Source organism: Paenibacillus sp. FSL K6-3182 (assembly GCF_037976325.1).
Classification (GTDB): Bacteria; Bacillota; Bacilli; order Paenibacillales; family Paenibacillaceae; genus Pristimantibacillus.
In genome coordinates, this window is record NZ_CP150265.1 from 2,067,715 (window position 1) to 2,086,166 (window position 18,452).

The 18,452-nt window shown below is 44.6% G+C and carries 15 protein-coding genes; 8 read left to right on the forward strand and 7 right to left on the reverse strand.

Annotation, left to right across the window (positions count from 1 at the left end):
- Positions 1-33: 33 nt before the first annotated feature.
- Positions 34-990: a sugar kinase gene (locus MHH56_RS08995; protein WP_339207810.1), complete on the forward strand. Its 957-nt coding sequence runs from the start codon at positions 34-36 to the stop codon at positions 988-990.
- Positions 991-992: 2 nt separating this feature from the next.
- Positions 993-1,775, forward strand: coding sequence for a DeoR/GlpR family DNA-binding transcription regulator (locus MHH56_RS09000; RefSeq protein WP_076267786.1), 783 nt, complete (start codon positions 993-995; stop codon positions 1,773-1,775).
- A gap of 68 nt (positions 1,776-1,843) precedes the next feature.
- Here the strand turns inward: MHH56_RS09000 and nagA are convergent, their stop codons facing one another.
- Entirely contained in the window at positions 1,844-3,040 is a 1,197-nt protein-coding gene (nagA, locus tag MHH56_RS09005) for an N-acetylglucosamine-6-phosphate deacetylase (RefSeq protein ID WP_339207811.1), read from the reverse strand.
- Positions 3,041-3,766, reverse strand: coding sequence for a glucosamine-6-phosphate deaminase (nagB, locus tag MHH56_RS09010; RefSeq protein WP_076267784.1), 726 nt, complete (start codon positions 3,764-3,766; stop codon positions 3,041-3,043).
- 492 nt (positions 3,767-4,258) lie between these two features.
- On the opposite strand from nagB, the gene fni reads away from it, so the two are divergent.
- Positions 4,259-5,314: a type 2 isopentenyl-diphosphate Delta-isomerase gene (gene fni, locus MHH56_RS09015; protein WP_339207812.1), complete on the forward strand. Its 1,056-nt coding sequence runs from the start codon at positions 4,259-4,261 to the stop codon at positions 5,312-5,314.
- A gap of 73 nt (positions 5,315-5,387) precedes the next feature.
- Here fni and MHH56_RS09020 read toward each other — a convergent pair whose 3' ends face one another.
- From MHH56_RS09020 to MHH56_RS09030, 3 genes are read right to left on the reverse strand one after another with little or no spacing between them, the layout of a single operon-like run.
- A complete protein-coding gene (locus MHH56_RS09020) occupies positions 5,388-6,479 on the reverse strand; it encodes a Ger(x)C family spore germination protein (protein ID WP_339207813.1) in 1,092 nt (363 codons plus the stop codon).
- Positions 6,476-7,576, reverse strand: a complete 1,101-nt coding sequence (locus MHH56_RS09025) for a GerAB/ArcD/ProY family transporter (protein WP_339207814.1) — start codon at positions 7,574-7,576, stop codon at positions 6,476-6,478. The genes MHH56_RS09020 and MHH56_RS09025 overlap by 4 nt, the downstream gene beginning before the upstream one ends.
- Positions 7,573-8,904 (reverse strand): spore germination protein, encoded by a 1,332-nt coding sequence (locus MHH56_RS09030; RefSeq protein WP_339207815.1) that lies wholly within the window; start codon positions 8,902-8,904, stop codon positions 7,573-7,575. Before MHH56_RS09030 ends, MHH56_RS09025 begins: the two co-directional genes overlap by 4 nt.
- A gap of 186 nt (positions 8,905-9,090) precedes the next feature.
- Between MHH56_RS09030 and MHH56_RS09035 the strand changes: the two genes are divergently transcribed.
- Positions 9,091-9,840, forward strand: a complete 750-nt coding sequence (locus MHH56_RS09035) for a methyltransferase domain-containing protein (protein ID WP_339207817.1) — start codon at positions 9,091-9,093, stop codon at positions 9,838-9,840.
- A complete protein-coding gene (locus MHH56_RS09040) occupies positions 9,837-10,877 on the forward strand; it encodes an MBL fold metallo-hydrolase (RefSeq protein ID WP_339207818.1) in 1,041 nt (346 codons plus the stop codon). Before MHH56_RS09035 ends, MHH56_RS09040 begins: the two co-directional genes overlap by 4 nt.
- Here MHH56_RS09040 and MHH56_RS09045 read toward each other — a convergent pair.
- Positions 10,874-12,487 carry a response regulator gene (locus tag MHH56_RS09045; protein ID WP_339207819.1) on the reverse strand — a complete coding sequence of 538 codons (1,614 nt, stop codon included), beginning with the start codon at positions 12,485-12,487 and terminating at the stop codon, positions 10,874-10,876. The genes MHH56_RS09040 and MHH56_RS09045 overlap by 4 nt on opposite strands.
- Before the next feature lie 187 nt (positions 12,488-12,674).
- Positions 12,675-14,408, reverse strand: coding sequence for a histidine kinase (locus MHH56_RS09050; RefSeq protein ID WP_339207820.1), 1,734 nt, complete (start codon positions 14,406-14,408; stop codon positions 12,675-12,677).
- A 268-nt stretch (positions 14,409-14,676) separates the two neighbouring features.
- Here MHH56_RS09050 and MHH56_RS09055 point away from each other — a divergent pair, with 268 nt between their 5' ends.
- From MHH56_RS09055 to MHH56_RS09065, 3 genes are all read left to right on the forward strand, one after another.
- Positions 14,677-15,531: an ABC transporter permease subunit gene (locus MHH56_RS09055; RefSeq protein ID WP_076268055.1), complete on the forward strand. Its 855-nt coding sequence runs from the start codon at positions 14,677-14,679 to the stop codon at positions 15,529-15,531.
- Between the two features lie 23 nt (positions 15,532-15,554).
- Positions 15,555-16,433 carry a carbohydrate ABC transporter permease gene (locus tag MHH56_RS09060; RefSeq protein WP_339207821.1) on the forward strand — a complete coding sequence of 293 codons (879 nt, stop codon included), beginning with the start codon at positions 15,555-15,557 and terminating at the stop codon, positions 16,431-16,433.
- 127 nt (positions 16,434-16,560) lie between these two features.
- The gene (locus MHH56_RS09065; protein ID WP_339207822.1) at positions 16,561-18,294 is read left to right on the forward strand and encodes an extracellular solute-binding protein; all 1,734 of its coding nucleotides are present in this window, start codon (positions 16,561-16,563) and stop codon (positions 18,292-18,294) included.
- Positions 18,295-18,452 lie beyond the last annotated feature (158 nt).

Genomic DNA, 18,452 nt, shown 5'->3' on the forward strand with positions numbered 1-18,452 from the left:
GCCGATTATATAACGCTATAGGGGGATTTTTACGTGTTAGAATCATCGCCGCAAATTGTTACGTTTGGCGAATCAATGGCTTTGTTTATGCCAGAGGAGCATAAGTCAATCGAACGCGCCGCTACGCTGGAACAAAGCTTTGGCGGAGCGGAAAGCAATGTCGCAATAGGACTTGCACGTCTAGGCTCCTCTGTTGGATGGTTTGGCGCTCTCGGCGACGATCCGTTTGGCAAAATTATTTTGAAGACGCTGCGAGGCGAGGGTGTAGACGTATCTCGTGCGCAGCTTAGCTCGGAAGCTCCTACGGGCATGATGTTTCGTGAGCATGTAGCGGGTAGAACAGCCGTTCATTATTTCAGAAAGCATTCGGCAGCTAGTCGGATGCTGCCTGAGCATCTTGATGAGGATTATATTCGCGGTGCTAAACTGCTTCATGTAACCGGTATCACAGCTGCGCTTAGCGAGGATTGCCGCAAGACGGTTCGCCGCGCTATCGATATTGCGAAGGAAGCTGGGGTGCTTGTCAGCTTTGACCCGAACCTGCGGCTTAAGCTGTGGTCAATCGAAGAAGCTCGTGCAGCACTGCTGCCGCTTGCAGCAGATGCGGATTACTTTTTGCCAGGATGGGACGAGCTTAAGCTATTGTACGAAACAGACGATTATGAGCATATTAAAGGCCAGCTAAATCAATTAAAAGCGGTGTCGATCATTAAAGGCAGAGGCGACACGACGATTGTTCTAAACAAAGGGCAGGAAGAAAGCTTGCCTTTCTATCCGGCTGAGCAGGTTGTTGATACTGTAGGCGCGGGTGACGGTTTTTGCGCTGGTTTCTTGGCAGGAATTATGAAGGGATTATCCCCTGTAGAAGCAGTACGGCTTGCAAGTATTAATGGATCATTAGTCGTTCAAATGCGTGGCGACTGGGAAGCTTTGCCGGAATGGAGTGTCGTCCAACAGCGGATGTCCGCCAAGGCTTGGGTGGAGCGCTGACAATGGCTGAATTGATCGGTAACAAGGGTCAGCGTCGCCGTGAAGCTATTCTGCAGCTTTTGAAGCAGCAGGGCAGGGTGACGATTTTGGAAATGGTTGAGCGCTTCGGCTGCTCTGAAGCGACGGCTCGAAGAGATCTTGAGCAAATGGAAGCTGATTATCCGGTTATTCGGACGATTGGCGGTGCGATGTATGATGGAATGAATTCAGTAAGGGATTTGCCTTTTGCGGAGAAGGAAGGTTTGTCGATTCTGGAGAAAGAGCATATCGCGGAATTAGCTGCTTCTTTAATTTTGGAAGGCGATGTGATTGGTCTCTCTGGCGGTACAACAAATTTCCTTATTGCTAAGATGATCAAATCGAGGCGGGGCATCACGGTAGTAACCAATGCGGTTAACATCGCAATGGAGCTTGCGGGCAGTGATATTCAGGTTGTCGTTACCGGTGGCATTATGCGCCATAACAGCTTTGAGCTGTGCGGCCCTCTAGGTGAGGGAATGGTCGCTCATTTGCATATCGGAAAAATGTTTATCGGTGTTGATGGTATATCTGCTGCTGGCGGCATCACGACCTACTCCGAGCAAGAAGCGCAAATTGCTAAAGCACTCATTAAGCGTTCACAAGCGGCATATGCCGTATTCGATCATACGAAGACAGATCGCACCTCATTATTTTCCATTGCTTCCTTATCCGAGCTGAAAGGCGTCATTACGGATGTTCCGCTCACTGAAGAGCTTGCAGCTGAAATGAAGCAGCACGGTATTTCCGTATACGTTACGGATTAACAAATTTTAAAAAGAGGTTCCGTGCTCAAAGGTTATCTAACCTTTGAGCACGGAACCTCTTGCTTTTTTTACTCTTGTTTAGCTTCGTATATGGAACGGCCTTGCGCCCAAGTCTGTTGAACCTGCATTTGCGAGTCAATCCATACAAGATCAGCTTGCTTGCCGCTTGCAATTGTACCGGTACGGTCGCTGATGCCAAGCTGTTTTGCTGCATTGCCGCTAGCCAACCGACTAATTTCAGAAAGTGATAGGTTGGTATGCTCATGGATAAAGCGTACGGCACCAATCATCGTTAAACAGCTGCCTGCTAGGGCGTTGCCATCTTTTAATCTTGCTTCGCCGTTTTTTACGACGACGGCTAAGCCTCCGAGACTATATTCGCCTTCCGGCATGCCTGCTGCTGCCATCGCATCTGTGATCAGTATAACCTTATCTGAAGGTTTAGCAGCGAGCACCAAACGAATTGCAGCAGGATGCACGTGAATACCATCGGCTATGAGCTCGGCCACAATACGATCATCGGTCAATACAGCTCCTAGCGTTCCGGGCTCACGGTGATGCAGACCACGCATTGCATTATAGGTATGAACAGCTTGCGTAAGGCCAGCATCTGCAGCAGCGATCACTTCTTCATAGACAGCATCCGTATGCCCGCAGGCTGTGACGATCCCTTGCTCAGCAAGCCAAGCGATAGTCTCAATCGCACCGCTTTTCTCAGGAGCCAGTGTAAGCTGACGGAGAAGATCGGGCCACTTGGCATGCCATTGCTGCATCCATTCCAGCTGAGGCGTTTTAATATAAGCTGGGTTTTGAGCGCCTGGCCATGCCTCGCTTATGAACGGGCCCTCCAAATGTACGCCATACAAGGCTGCATAAGGCATTTCACTGCTGCGGTAATCTGCAACGGCATGCAATACGTCTTCAATTGCTTCCTTAGGAGCAGTCATTGTTGTAGCAAGCATGCCTGTCGTACCTTGTGAGGCATGGAATTTAGTAATGGTGTCGAAGCTTTCACGGCTGGCATCCATAAAATCCGCACCAAATCCACCGTGAACATGCACATCAATAAAACCAGGAAGCAGCCAGCCTCCCTTTCCGTCTATAGACAACTGTGCATCTGAAGCCTCGTTTGCTGCCACGTTGTCATCTTGGGCAACAATTTTTGCAATCTTCCCATCTTGTACAAAAACACTGCCGTTAACTATCCCATCTTCAAGCACGATATTTACGTTGTGGATGAACCAGTTTGCAGAGTTTAGGGTCATTTAACTTAACATCCTTCCCGCCTCGCGGTCTAGTAGAACAATGACGCGCGCATGAGTTTGCAGCAATGAAGCCGGTACGTTAGTCGTAATCGGACCAGTCAATGCTTCTTTTACAATTTCTGCTTTGTCAGCACCACGAACAGCCAGCACGATCGTATTAGCTTTTAAAATAGAGCCAACACCCATCGTAATTGCATACTCAGGCACTTCATCCATTGAATCGAAGAAACGAGCATTTGCTTCACGCGTTTCCTCTTTTAATTTAACAACGTGAGTGCCGCCAGAAAGATTAACATCAGGTTCATTGAATCCAATATGACCGTTGTGGCCTAGACCAAGCAATTGAATATCTACTGGTCTTGCTTCTAACATTGCATCGTAAGCATTCGATTCCAGCTCAACATCCGAAGCCATGCCATTTGGCAAATGGATTTGGTTCTCGGGAATATCGATGTGCGAGAACAGATGCTGCTTCATGTAGTAGGCGTAGCTTTGGTCGTTATCAGGCTTGATTCCGACATATTCATCCAAATTGAACGTTGTCACATCTTTAAAGCTAACGTTGTTTTGTTTATGCAGTTCTACTATTTTGTCATAAATTCCGATGGGTGTCGATCCTGTTGCAAGGCCTAGTACTGCATCTGGTTTCTCTTTTACGATACCTACAAATAATTCCGCAGCATAAGCATCTAATTCCTGTTGTGTATCAAATATAATCATTTCCATGTTTAGTCCCCCTATAAGGCTTTTGTTAGTTATATTTTATATGAATTTCGACGGTTTAACAAGATAAAATGATTGTAAAATTCAAATAAATGATTGTAAAAATCATTTGTCTACTGAACTAGCCGTCGCTTCTAACTCATCGGCCAGGCTCATATTTTTAGGATTGGGGTTAGTCTCTTTATAATGCCACATTTATTAGAAGAACTATTCTAGACGCCATAGCGCATGCTTCAGAATGGATCGATCAGCTTATGTGTCAATGTCGTGGAGTTGAGAGCGTGAATCAAAAATATGTGCTAAACTAGTACATAGTTACTACGCTGAAAAGGTTATGAAGTGTAAAGTGCAAGCAGGCCTAATGGATACATATATGTTCAGCCTATTGATGAGGAAATTCACAAGTTGTATACGCAGGAATAGAAGATAGAGAAGCGAAACGTGAGCGGCGCTGCTATAAAAGGCGTTGGCCGTTTAAGCTTGGGAGGAACAAGCATGTCAGTAGATCAGCAAGCAGCAACTGCAAAGCGTAAAGGAGAACATATACGTATTTGCTTGCAGGAGCAAGTAAACAGCGTTGGCATTGAAACGGGCTTGGGGCGGTACCGCTTTAAGCATAATGCACTGCCTGAGCTTTCCTTCGCTGAAGTAAGCCTAAATACAGATTGGTTCGGCAAAAAGCTTGGAGCCCCACTGCTCGTTAGCTCCATGACTGGAGGAACGGATGAAGCAGGGGCTATTAATCGTCGATTGGCGGTTGTGGCAGAAACGAGGGGCTGGGCGATTGGGCTAGGCTCCATGCGCGCCGCAATAGAAAACGAACAGCTCGCAGCTTCGTTCTCCATACGGAAAGATGCGCCTACCGTACCGGTTATTGCTAACATTGGTGCGGTTCAGTTGAATTATGGTTTTGGTGTAGAATCATGCCGCAGAGCTGTAGACATTGCTGAAGCGGATGCGTTAGTCCTGCATCTCAACAGCATGCAAGAGGTGTTTCAACCCGAAGGAGATACCGATTTCCGCAATTTATTGGTTTCGATTGAGCAGGTGTGCAGGTCGCTTAATGTGCCGGTTGGAGTAAAAGAAGTGGGCTGGGGTATTGATGCGGAGACCGCAGCAGCGCTTGTGGGTGCAGGCGTTTCCTTTATTGATGCTGCTGGTGCGGGTGGAACTTCATGGAGTCAGGTCGAGAAGTTTCGCTCCACCGATGATCTAAGAAGGCAAGCTGCTGAAGCATTCGCGGATTGGGGCATACCGACTGCTGAGAGTGTGACGGAAATTCGCGCTGCGCTTCCCGAGGCAAATATTATTGCAAGCGGAGGTTTGCGTACAGGTGTTGATGCCGCAAAAGCAATAGCGCTAGGCGCAAATCTTGCTGGCTTTGGACGTGTATTGCTGCCGCAAGCGGCTAGCAGCAGCAAGGAAATTTCGCAGGAGCAATTGCTGCAGCAATTCGAACGCATTGAGTTTGAAATGCGTACGGCGATGTTTGGCATTGGCGTTGGTACGATTAATGAGCTGCGTCAAACAAACCGATTGATCCTAAAATAATAGTTAAATATCATTCGAGGTGAGCCAGAAGCAACAAGCTTCTGGCTCACCTCTTTTGTTTGTGGTGCTAACCCTATTTGATAATACCTGTACCTTCAATTTTTATATTGGCATTTACGATAAATTTAACGTTAGGGTAGATGGATTGCCACTGCTGCCAAGCCTCCTTACCAGGATGGGTAGCCCGATAGCGCAGTCCGAAACCTATGGGATCTACATTTGCTTTTTGGATTTTTTTGAGAAGCGCGAGGCAAGATTCAGCATATTCCTTATTTAAATTTTGCTCAATGGGCTGCCACTGATCTTCATATATGCCTTTTGGCGCTTCCTCAAATACGACCCTGATCTTAACATCCAGCGTGATTGTGTCTTGGCCGTTTTGCTTCCCGAGTCGGAAGGTTGAGTGCATATCCGTAATCGCAACGACTAAATCCAAGCCTTCAAACATGCCATGCATCGAAGATTTGGTGAAATCTTCAGCGAGCTGATTGTAAAGCTGCGATTCAGCTGGAGACAATATAAGCTTAACCTTTGTTTTGTCCAGCAGCGCTGTTCGGTTGATGACGAAGCTCTTTTTACCATCCTTTGTAATAACAGGCATCAGCGGATCGAGTCCTTCCTCGGAAGCACGCCTAGCGAAGTCTGATAACGTTTCTACGTAAGTATAGGATGACTCGGTTCCGTCAGCTCCAAAGCTTAAAAAAAGCGTGTTGCCCGGATAACGCTCTGACACAGGCTTTATTTTCAGCAGTGATTCCGCGTCCGGTTTCCCGATAGCAATATCGGCGACACTTTGGATATCTCTTCTCCGCGACATCCATTGTAATATTTCCGTATAGTTTTGGCGGGCAATCTTCTCACCAATGAGAAACACTTTGCAATGCCCGAAATCCAGCTCCTTGTCGACGTAGGATTTCAACATTCGAATGCCTTCTGCGACGGTTTCTGTATCAATGGTCTCGATCTGCGTTTTCGAAGCGCCAGGCTCGATCTTTGGAGACGGAACAGCAAGTAGCAGGGAAAGACGAAACGGTTTTTTCTCATTATCTGATGCATCTATGCCAAGAGCGACCACGAAGAATCGTTTGTCGATATCCTTGAACCCGCAGCCGCCAAGCAAACCAAGAGAGAGGATTAACAAAAAGACTCGAAGGGTGATGCTCATACGGCTTTGGACCTCCTTTTGCTAAGCACGAACACCCAAACGACGATTAATATTTCCACGAAAAATCGGACAATGAGCCAATAGGTAGTAATGAGCATGTTCATCTTTTCGTTCGTTAGCATGAGATATAGGATGGAGAGCAATGCAAAAATGCCGACGATGACATAGTTGGACATCGGCGTTTTGAGACTATCAAACTCCGGCCTATAACTTGGAAAACAAGATTTCACAAACTCCATCGCCTGATGCCAGCCGGACATCGTATAAACGAGAGTTAGGTTTAAAAAAACGATTAGAAAAAGAAACAACACACGTTCAATAAAGCCGTATTGCATAAGCAGGGAATTAGCGGTCTGGCTCCAGATGTAAATGTATTGGTTTACGCCTTCCGTCCCATGAAAACCAATGGGCACAAAAAATGTAATCAATAAAATAACGGCGCCGGCTATCGGATAAATAAAGCGGAATTTAAAACGGAAATTTGGCGGAAATAGCCGATTGAACAATGAAAGATTAATATAACCGGTAAAAATGAAAGTAGAGGCTGCAATGCAGGTCAATGTAGGCATTTCCGTTATGTAGTTGGCTACGACATGAATCGCATCCCAATTAAGCTGGTTGCTTCGTACAGCTTTAAACAATATAAAGATAATGATTGGAGCGTTTACGATCATGCCGATTTCAACGATGAACATAACTGAGAGGGTTGAACGTGTTGCAGCATAACCGCAGGCAATGACGAGCATGGTTAGAATAATATTCGCATCCGCATCTGGATTGAAAAAACGATTAATAAGAATAGCGTAGGCAACAACAACGATAGTCGTTGCAAACCACCACATTACTGAAAAAAACAACATGGAGATCGTAACGAGCCATTGCGGAGAATGCAGCTTTAATATCTCGGGCAATCCTTTACCCGGATATCGAGCCATTGCACTTGTATACATATAGACGAGTATCGTACCAATAACAATCCCGACCAAAATAGAAGAAACGGCACCGGTATAGCGATATTGAATAAGAATATGTGGGACATAAAGCAATAGATTAATGAAACTCACGAGTACAAAGTTGTAATAGAAATAACGGTTCATTTAATCTTCACCTGCCCCACATCGCCTTCTAACGGCCTTAATTTTCCGAAAATACGCATATATGGCTTGCCAAAGCTTCTTAGGCTGCATAAATAAGTGATATAGATGAACAAACCAACGGCTACTCCAGTGATGCCGAAGAAAATAGCGATCCCGATTAGCGGATACTTTAAAAAACGGACAGCAAATGACAGCGAATTGACAGGAATAACGAAATTTGAAATAGCTACAACTGACGTTACGATAATCATAATGCTGCTTACGAGACCGGCTTGCTGAGCGGCTTGTCCAAGAATAAGTCCTCCAACGGTCGTAGCCGTGGAGCCGATGTACCTGGGCAAGCGAATGCTTGCTTCGATTAGTGTTTCGATCATAAAGAGCATAATAAATACTTCTATGAACGAGGGATAAGGAACAGCAGAACGGCTGCCTGCTATAGAGAAAGCAAGCTGCACGCGAAACAGCTCTGGATTATAGGAGACAACGGAAATATAGAGAGCAGGCAAAGTAATTGTAAGCAAAGTTGAAGTGTAACGAAGGAAGATTAGAAAACGAGTCATCCAATAGGAGTCGTAATCATCCTCTACTGCGTGCATGAAATCAAAAAAAGTTGACGGCAAAATAAGAGCGAACATGTTTCCCTTTACGAGAATGATTATTTTCCCCTTGGAAATTGCACTGGTAATGCGGTCAGGACGTTCTGTAATAAGAATAGTTGGAAACAAATGCTTGCGATTGCCAACTAACAGCTTCTCAAGCTCACCAGCGGAATGAAGCATTTCCACGTTAATCGTTGTTAACTTTGTACGTACATTATCAAGTACGGTAGGATCTACACGTCTCTGATCAAATAAGGCGAACACGGGTGTTTTGGACAATGATCCAATTGAATGCTCTTCCACCGAGAGATCGGGGGAAGGGTACATGCCTCGGATCAGATTGAGTGATATATTTATATTTTCGCTTAATGCGATCTGAGGGCCCTGAATAGCACTTTCCACTTGTGTTTGTGAATTCTCAATACAGATGACCCGTTCAGCTTTGAATGAATAGACGACTCCATTTGCTTGAATCAGGACATGGCCGCGCAGAAGAAGACTTTGCCACATAGCGACATCTTCCAGTATTTCATAATCGGGATTTGTATCCAGCTGCGCTTGAAACGAATATTCCTCTTTTATAAAAGGGACGATAATGAAATCACTTATTTTTTTCTCTTCGCATAACGGTTCGATATAGGCGACTTCGATACTCATTTCGCTATTTTTCAAATTTTCCAATTTGATATCGATGGCTTCTGCAAATAATAAACGAATACGTTCATTCATGCCGGTTCCCCCCTTCAAATGATGCTGAGTTGCATAAAGATCTGGATAAGCTTCCATAGTTTGCACGTATAATTTGAAAACTATGCTTATTTGATTCGATTTTGCCAGTATGTTGGAATTCAAGTACAATAAAGTGATCATCATTCGCAAGCAATTCGCATGACCATGATGAAGGAGAGCATTAATATGAAACCATGGTACGAACAGAGCTTCGGCTCCGATTATATGCTTGTCTACAAACATCGCGATTGGGAAAATGCAAATAAAGAAGCTTCCAAAATGATCGCTTGGCTAGAGCTGGCGGAAGGTTCTCATGTACTTGATATAGGCTGTGGAATGGGAAGGCATTCACTCGCTTTAGCAAATCTTGGATACACCGTTACAGGAATGGATTTATCGACTACATTGCTTGATGAAGCTCATCGTCATGATGAAGATGGACTTGTTGAATGGGTTAAAGGAGATATGCGCGAGCTGCCGTTTGAGGCGGAACGTTTTGATGCTACTGTCAATTTATTTACCTCATTTGGCTATTTCACAGCAGAGGAAGATAATGTGAGCGTGCTTCGGCATATTCGGAGAGTGCTGCGTACAGACGGTTGTTTTTTAATCGATTTCCTTAATCCTACTTATGTGGCTCAAACCTTAGTGCCCCGATCGGAACGTATAGATGAGGAGACTGGTCTGCTTATACAGGAGGCAAGATTTATTGCAAATGGTTGGGTACAGAAGGGCATTTCAATTTTCAATCCGGACAAAGAAGAGAAGCCAAGACAGTATTTAGAACAGGTAAGGCTGTACAATTTGGATTGGTTCGAAAACAATCTAGATGCTTGCAGTCTTAGAATAGACAAGCTGTACGGCAATTACGATGGTTCGAAATACGATCCAGAGGCTTCTCCGCGAATGATTATGACAGGGAGAGCTAAAAGATGATATTTGAAAATAAGGATTCAAGCAGCATGCCGTCTTCAAATGAACAGGAGTTTTTACATACGGTTTCGTGGCAGGAAGGATGGCTGCAGGTAAAGGTCCCGGTTCCCTTTTCCCTCAAGTGGGTGAACAGCTATCTTATACCCGAAGAACAGGGGTATACGCTTATTGATCCGGGACTGCGAACGGACGAAGCCATTCAGGTATGGGATAAAGTCTTGCAGCATCATAACCTGGAGTGGCGCAATGTTACAAGAATCATTTTGACGCATCAGCATCCCGATCATTATGGACTCGCTGGTTATGTGCAAGAGAGAAGCGGGGCGCCCGTTTTTATTTCACGCAGGGCACATGACTATGCGATTAGGCTGTGGGGAGAAAAAAGTCAGTTCGGCCAGCAGCTACAGGCTCTATATGCGAAGCATGGTATGCCGATTCAGCATAGAGAGGCTATTGCGCAAAATCTTGAAACCTTTGTGGAGATGGTATCCCCTCAGCCAGAGGTAACCTATATTCAGGCGGGAGATCAAATCATAATTGGCGGAATGAGCTGGCTCTTAATTGACGCGCCTGGTCATGCAAATGGTCAGCTTTGTTTCTATCAGAAAGAACGCAAATGGATGGTATGCGGAGATCAGGTGATGCCTCATATTACCCCGAATGTGAGCATTGTGCCTGGTGAGGGTGGCGATCCATTGGAAGCATTTCTAGGCAGCTTGCAGGAGCTTGCTCATTATGAGGTTGAATTGGCTTTTCCAGGACATCGGGATCCTTTTACCGATTTCCATGGCAGGATATTGGAGCTGCAGCAGCATCATATACGGAGGTTAGACAAAATGGTTCGGATGCTCGAAGAAGAGCCCCGCACCGCCTATGGCATGTGCGAGGCTCTATTCGGCAATCGTCTGAACGGGAATGCGCATCAGCTGAGATTTGCAATGTCGGAGACACTTGCGCATTTGGTATATTTGGAGCGTCAAGCTCGAATCTCTTTTACTGAAAAAGATGGCATTTATAATTATTTTGCGATCACCGCTTAACGATCACGGAATTCCTGCGGGGTAATGCCGTATCGATCTTTGAACACCTTTATGAAATAGCTCGTTTTCAAGTAACCAACTTTAGCTGCGATCTCGTAAATTTTGTCTGTTGTCGTGCGAAGCATATGCGCTGCCGTCTCCATTTTCAATCTGGATAAGTAGTCGCTTATGCCTTCGCCGGTTTCCAGCTTATATATTTTTGATAAGTAGGACGGATTCAGAAATACATGTGAAGCAATCGATTGCAGTGAAGCGTCTTCTAAATGAGTGGAAACATATTCTTGAACCTTCTGAATCGTACTGGAACGAGAATGCTGTACTTTGCTAGTCATATGGCTTCTATAGTTATCAAGTATGCCGGACGTCCACGTGCGAAGCTGTTTAATCGTATGAAAGTGGGGACCGCTAAGCAGTTGATTGAACTCAGATCCCATAATGTCGGACATCCACAGCTTGTTCTTATGAATGGAGAAACTTAACGAGCTTGCAATCATGAAATAGGTTTCCAAAATATGCTCATGCGACTCGCCCCATTTAAGCTCCAGCTCCTCAAACGCTAGATTTAGTTTCTCCTCGATCGCGTCCCATTGTCCCGCCTCAAGCAAATGAATAAGCAGCGGCGGATTGTATAAATGAGAGAGAGAATTCGCTTCTCCTTGTTGTGATTCCTCTGTCAGTGTGAGGAGAAATCCGCGTTCACTGCCAATTCGCTGTCTAAAGTTAATAAGCGAGAAATCATAGGATTCGCGCAGCTCATGCGGAAATACATCCTGCTTCGTAATGACTAACGATATGGTCCCCTTTAAATACAATTTCACATAATGCTGAAGCTGCGCTGCTTTTTGCTCAATGAGATGCAGCATGGAAGCTTGCTCTTGGCGTTGGTTTTCTTTGCCCATAATGAGAAATACAAAGTAGCCATGCTCGTCCTTCGTATGCCATAACCTATATTCCTCTGTAAATATTTCCTCCGCGATGTTGCACACGGCGTATTCAAGCAGCGAGCTGTCACGTTCGCTTTGCTCATAGAAGTAGTCCTCCATCCGCATAAGCATCATACAATATGGCTCTTTTGGATGAAAAGTTAGGTTCAGAATGTCGAGCTTTTCTGTTAATTTTTCGTCGCTGTAGGCCTGTCCCTTCAGAAGAGAGAGCAGAAGATGATTTCGTAAAATAGGGACATTTTCTTTCAAGGAGGTTAGCGCGCTTTGATGCGAGCTGACCTCCTTCCAATGTTCTTCCAGCTGGGAAGCTGCTTTCTGAACGGCTTGCAGTAGCTCTTCATCTTCAGCAGGCTTCAGCAAATAGTCGCTTGCTTGAAACTGAAGTGCTTTTTGGGCATACTCAAAATCATTATAGCCGGACAATAAAATACATTTCACATTGCTCCATGATGCTTTGATTTGCTCGATTAAATCAAGGCCGGAGAGGCCGGGCATATGAATATCTGTAATGACGATATCAATAGGCGTAGCCTGCATAATATCAAGCGCTTCCCGCCCAGAGTGTGCAAGGTAGACGGAATCAATGCCAACTGAGCTCCATGGCAAATTACTGGCTAAATCCTCTACGAGATCAGGTTGGTCATCGACAATTAAAAGTTGATACATGGTGAACAGCTCCTATTCATTCATCTAAGGCGTGTCTGAGAGCTCTGAGGAGAGCAAATTTTGCCGAATTTTCGTTCCATGCAAGGCGCGTTTGTGAAGGCGTACCGGGGGTACGTCAAGCAAACGGAACGAAGCAGGGGGCGAAAAGGCGGTGAAAGGTGCCACTGAACGGGTTTTCAGATACGCCCTAGTTGGCATAGTTTTCATGCGGCCAAGACAGGTACACAGCAACGCCGCCTTCTTCGCGAATTCGGAAGCTGATTGAAGCCTCAGATCCAAATTGGAACAGCATCCGCTGCCTAATATTCCACAGCGCGCAGCCGCTCGTATCATCAGGCGGATTGATAATTTTTTTCTCCAGCTTTCGAAGGGCTTCGTCCGTCATCCCCATCCCGTTATCTTCTACAATAATCGTGTGATAGCGATCATTGCTAACACCTGAAATGGTGATGAGCCCATCACCGTCAAATCGTTCAATCCCGTGCAGAACCGCGTTTTCAACGACAGGCTGCAGGAGCAGACGCGGAATCTGAGCACCAAGCATCGAATCAGGCACCTCGATGCGATAGGACAAGTGCTGGATATGAAATTGTTGAATTTCCAAATAGCTCTCAACAAGCTGCAGCTCTTCCCTCAGCGTTGCGGTCAGCTTCTCGACCCGTGTCGTATAGCGATAATAGGTAGACAAGTGCATGGCAAGCCGCATGACAGATTCCTTTTTATCCAGCCTAGCAAGGCTGCGTATGAGCGCGAAACAATTGTATAAAAAATGAGGATTAATCTGGGATTGCAGCTGCTTTACATTAGCTTCACGCCTGCGAAGCTCCTCCACATAAACCTTCTGAATGAGCTGTTCCGTATTCGCAGCCATATCGTTAAATCTTTGAAATAAATAAGTAAATTCATTTTTGGGGTTTACCGTTATTCTTGCGGAATAGTTGCCTTCCTGCAGCCGTTTCACACTTCGAATAAGCAAACCGATTGGGCGCTGTACGTTTCGATAAAGCAAATAACCTGCGAGCAAGCTCATAATGAGCAGCAAACCAACGGAGCCGTAAAATAAATTTTGGCTTTTGACGATTGGTTTTAAAACATTTGCCAGCGGTACGTAATCAATCAAATACCAATCCAACGTTTTTACATGCGCAGAAGTGACGAGAAAATCATCCCCATTTATCGTCATAATTTGATTAGACGCTTCTGGGACGGTCATTTTTTTGATCAGCGCTTGAATGCTCTTGGTCATTTCTTTATCGGCTGTTTTATTTTTTATCATGCGCCCATCGGGATGGACAAGAAACGGATCGCCTTTGCCTGCCAGCTTGAAAGTATCCAAATCTTTTATGAGATGCTCCTCTGGAAAAGAAATCTCAACGATGATACCGGCTTTCTCTATATCGGTGATTTTGCTTTTTGGCTTGACGATATGGCGTACGAAACGATTTTGCTTTATGTTTTGAATCGTCATTTCCTCGTACTTCCAGGTCGGGGTCAATATTTTTTTGATCGATTCAAGATCATACGAGAGATACGTATTTGTTGAGACGAGCTGCTTGCTTGCCGGCGCTGTAATGCTGTATTGCGTATCCCAGCGCTGTGCGACATTGAGCAGGCGGAGCCTCTCGAGAATGCGCAGCTTCTCATCGTTTCGCTGGTATGTGCTTTCAATTAAATGTAAATTTTGCAGCTGCTGGATATGGATATCTTCGCTGAGCAGAAAGCCAAGCGTTGATAGCGTTGTTACGCTTTTATCAATCTCGCTCGCTAGAAATGTAATGTCCTTCTGCTTCAACGATTTCATTTCTTCCGTGATAACTCCGATGCTTGTCCGTATAGAAAGCGTATACAAAATAATGATCGGGATAAGCAAAAGGACGATCAATGTAATCATTTTGGCAAATGTGTTTTCTCTTAAACGCATGCTGGAGTCCTCTCTTTTTATGAAAATAATGATACATAAGTAAACAAAATGGCATGCTTCCAAAGATCGTGGTCTATAGAACAGGAGAGACTGCTGGTAAAATTAATCATACAGGAGAGATGAAAAAACTCAAATCAAATTTTGTTTGGAAAGGGGCAGAACAGTGGAAAGTGCGCTAAACAAACCGCTGCAGCAAGAAAAAAAACAAAGGCAACAAAAGGATAAAAGAGCGAGAGAACTATTTAGCCGTACTTGGCCCTTGCATCTCATGCTGCTTCCGGCGGCTATTGTTACCTTTATATTTGCTTATGTACCAATGAGCGGGCTAATTATGGCCTTTCAGGATTTTAAACCTTATAACGGCATGTTTCATTCGAAGCTTGTTGGACTGGAGCACTTCCGCTTTATGTTTGAGTATCCAGATAGCAAACAGGTCATTTGGAACACTTTAATCATTTCGGGCTTAAAGATCGTTTTTGGCTTAATCGTGCCGTTCACGTTCGCGATCCTGCTTAATGAGGTTCGAAAAATGCTGTTTAAGCGAGTGGTACAAACTCTGGTGTACTTGCCGCATTTTATATCATGGGTAATTTTAGGTGCGATCCTTACTGACATGCTGGGCAGTAAAGGAATCGTGAATCAGACGCTCAACAGTCTCGGTATAGATTCTGTGTTCTGGCTTGGGAACGGGGATTGGTTCCGTTTTACCGTTATCGTAAGCGATATTTGGCAAAACTTCGGTTTTAACACCATCGTGTTTCTTGCGGCACTGGCGGGTGTAAATCCTTCATTGTACGAAGCGGCTGAGGTGGATGGCGCCACGCGCTGGAAGCAGACGCTGCACATCACGGTTCCGTCGATGATTCCGATCGCGGTTGTCGTAGGTACGTTGTCCCTCGGCAATATTTTGAACGGGGGCTTCGATCAAATCTTCAATCTATACAATTCGCTTGTATACGATAAGGGAGACATTATCGATACGTTCGTCTATCGGACAGCGATATTGAATGGTCAATACAGCTTTGGAACAGCTGTTGGTTTGTTTAAATCTTTAATCGGTTTGATCATGATCGTTTTCTCTTACCGAATGGCATACAAATACGCAGGTTATCGAATTTTCTAGGAAAGAGAGGGGCGAGAAAAAGCATGTATCACAAAACAACAGGTTATAAAGCTTTTTCAGTATTTAACTATATTTTGCTCGCGGTCATTTGTATTTCTTGTATTATTCCACTCGTTCATATTCTAGCTGTAAGCTTAAGCGCCAGCTCACCAGCCAACGCGAATCTGGTCAAGCTATGGCCAATCGGCTTCAACTTTGAAGCCTATTCCAAAACGTTGAATAACGATAATTTTCACAATGCTCTTTTTGTAGGTTTTAAGCGTACGGCGCTTGGAACGCTCGTCGGCATGTCTTTGATGATTCTAGCGGGTTATGCATTATCCAAAGATGGACGGACATTTAAGAGCCGTTCGGTCTATACGTGGTATTTTCTCTTTACGATGTTGTTCAGTGGTGGTATTGTTCCTTCGTACATGCTTATTCGCAACTTGGATTTAATGAACTCGATTTGGGCGCTTGTTCTGCCAGGGGCGATCAACGTATTTAATATGGTGCTTCTAATGAACTTTTTCCGGGCCGTACCGAAGGAGCTGGAGGAAGCTTCGCTCATGGATGGAGCAGGACAGTTCCGAACGCTTTGGAGTATATTTTTACCCATTTCAATGCCGGCTTTAGCTACGATTTCATTGTTTACAATGGTTACACATTGGAATTCATGGTTTGATGGATTGTTATATATTACAGATTATAGAAAATATCCATTAGCAACCTTTTTGCAAACGATTATTGTACAGCAGGATTTTAATAAAATAAATCCCGATGTCAACGAGCTTAAGCATATCTCGCAGCGTACCGTTAAATCCGCGCAAATCTTCATTGGTACGTTGCCGATATTGCTTGTATACCCCTTTTTACAGCGATATTTCGTGAAAGGCATCATCATGGGGGCTGTCAAAGAATAGTGCAAGAAAAAGGCATCAATAACAAAATTGTGGTCTTTCGGAGCTGTAAAGCGAGCTGTATATTGGTAACAAGCGATATTACAAATATCGTTAATAATAACAAAAATTAACTTACGGGGGTAAAGGCATGAAGAAGTGGCTTTCGGTCTTATTGGTACTATCATTTATGCTCGCAATCGCAGCTTGTTCTGGAAACAACACGAACAAGGGGACTAACAGTCCGGCAGCAACAAACAAAGCGAGCAACGAACCAGCCAAGGTTGAAGAAGGAAGCACTGAAGGCTTTGCGGATGGCAAGTATACGACACCAATTACGTTAACGACAGTTTGGGGTCTTAACCAAAATGGTTCAATCTTCAAAGAAGGCGAGTCCATTGAGGATAATGTTCATACTCGTCTTATCAAAGAAAGACTTGGCATTGACATTAAATACAACTGGGTTGTAACGAATACGAATGATGCATACAAAACAAAGCTTCGCCTTATGCTGTCATCAGGTGAGGAAATGCCGGATGTTGTCACTTACCGCGGAGATATGGAAACGGTTAATATGTTGATCGACTCCGGTCAATTTATGCCGGTAGGCGATTTGGTCGACAAATACGCGAACGATACTTACAAAGCAGGCCTTGATCTTGATCCAACCATCTGGCTGCCAATTAGCCGGGGCGCTGACAAAATGGCGTTGCCTATTCTAGATTATGCCTACAACGCAGATCATGTCATGTGGATTCGTGAGGATTGGCTGACAAAGCTTAACCTTAAGGCTCCAACAACGCTTGCAGAAATGGAAACGGTTATGGAAGCATTCGTTAAGAATGATCCAGACGGAGACAGCAAAGCGGATACAATTGGCCTTGCAACGGGCTTCAAAAATGGTTTCGCTAACTGGATGACTGATATCGGCTTCGTGTTTGGCGCTTATGGCACAATGCCTGGTCAATGGAATCAAGCAGCGGATGGATCTTTGGCGCATGGTTCGATCAATCCGGCAGCTAAAGATGCATTAACAAAATTAAAAGAATGGTTAGACAAAGGCTACATTTCACAAGATTCAGCATTGCTTGATGAATCAACTGGCTCGGAATTGTTTACTAAAGGCGAAGCGGGAATTATTTTTGGACCAAACTGGCTTCCAGCATGGCCTTTCCCAGATCTTCTGAATAATGTTCCTGGCGCAAAATATAAAGCTTATCCAATTCCTGCTGGTCCAGACGGCAAAATTGGCTCCGCAGGCGGCAACCCGCCAGCAAACGGTTATGTATTCGTAAACAAAAAAGCTAAAAATCCTGAAGCTATTTTGCACTACTATAACTGGTTCTTCGATAATATGGCTAACCCGCAGCCGGGCAGCGAGTTTGAGAAGGGTTTCGCAGAAGGATATGATTATGCAACACTTCCAGACGGCTCTATTACTGCGGATATTGCAAAATACCCAGACCTATTCCCTGGTTTGAAGGATCAAACAGCACCACCGCTCTACTACACGCTCACTTTTGAAGGCGCTCGTATTCCTACTCTGTATGCAGAAACGCATGTTAAGCTTGCTAGCGGCGCAGAGCCGGTAACGCCATACGAGAAACAAGAGTTTAATACACGTCTAAAAGAGAATACAGATGCGATGAAAGTGGTTATGGACCAAAATTCGATCCGTATGAAAAACTACTACATGGGTCCTTTGACGGAAACGATGCAAAGTAAAAACGAGCTTCTGAACAAGCTGCTTAATGAAACGTTCAGCAAAATCGTATATGGGCAACAACCGGTAGATTCGTTCGACACAATGGTTGAAAACTGGAAAAAATCAGGCGGCGAACAAATTACAAAAGAAGTTAACGATTGGTACAACAGCGTAAAATAAGGAGTTATTTTCAGCTGAGGCATCATGTAAAAGTTTAATAGATAGAGAAAACAGTCTGTCACGTTGCAGTTTATCATTTAGCTGTAAGGGGCAGGCTGTTTCCTTGAAAAGACAAGTAAGCGTTATCATTTTATTTCATAATCCGGAAAGGATGTAGG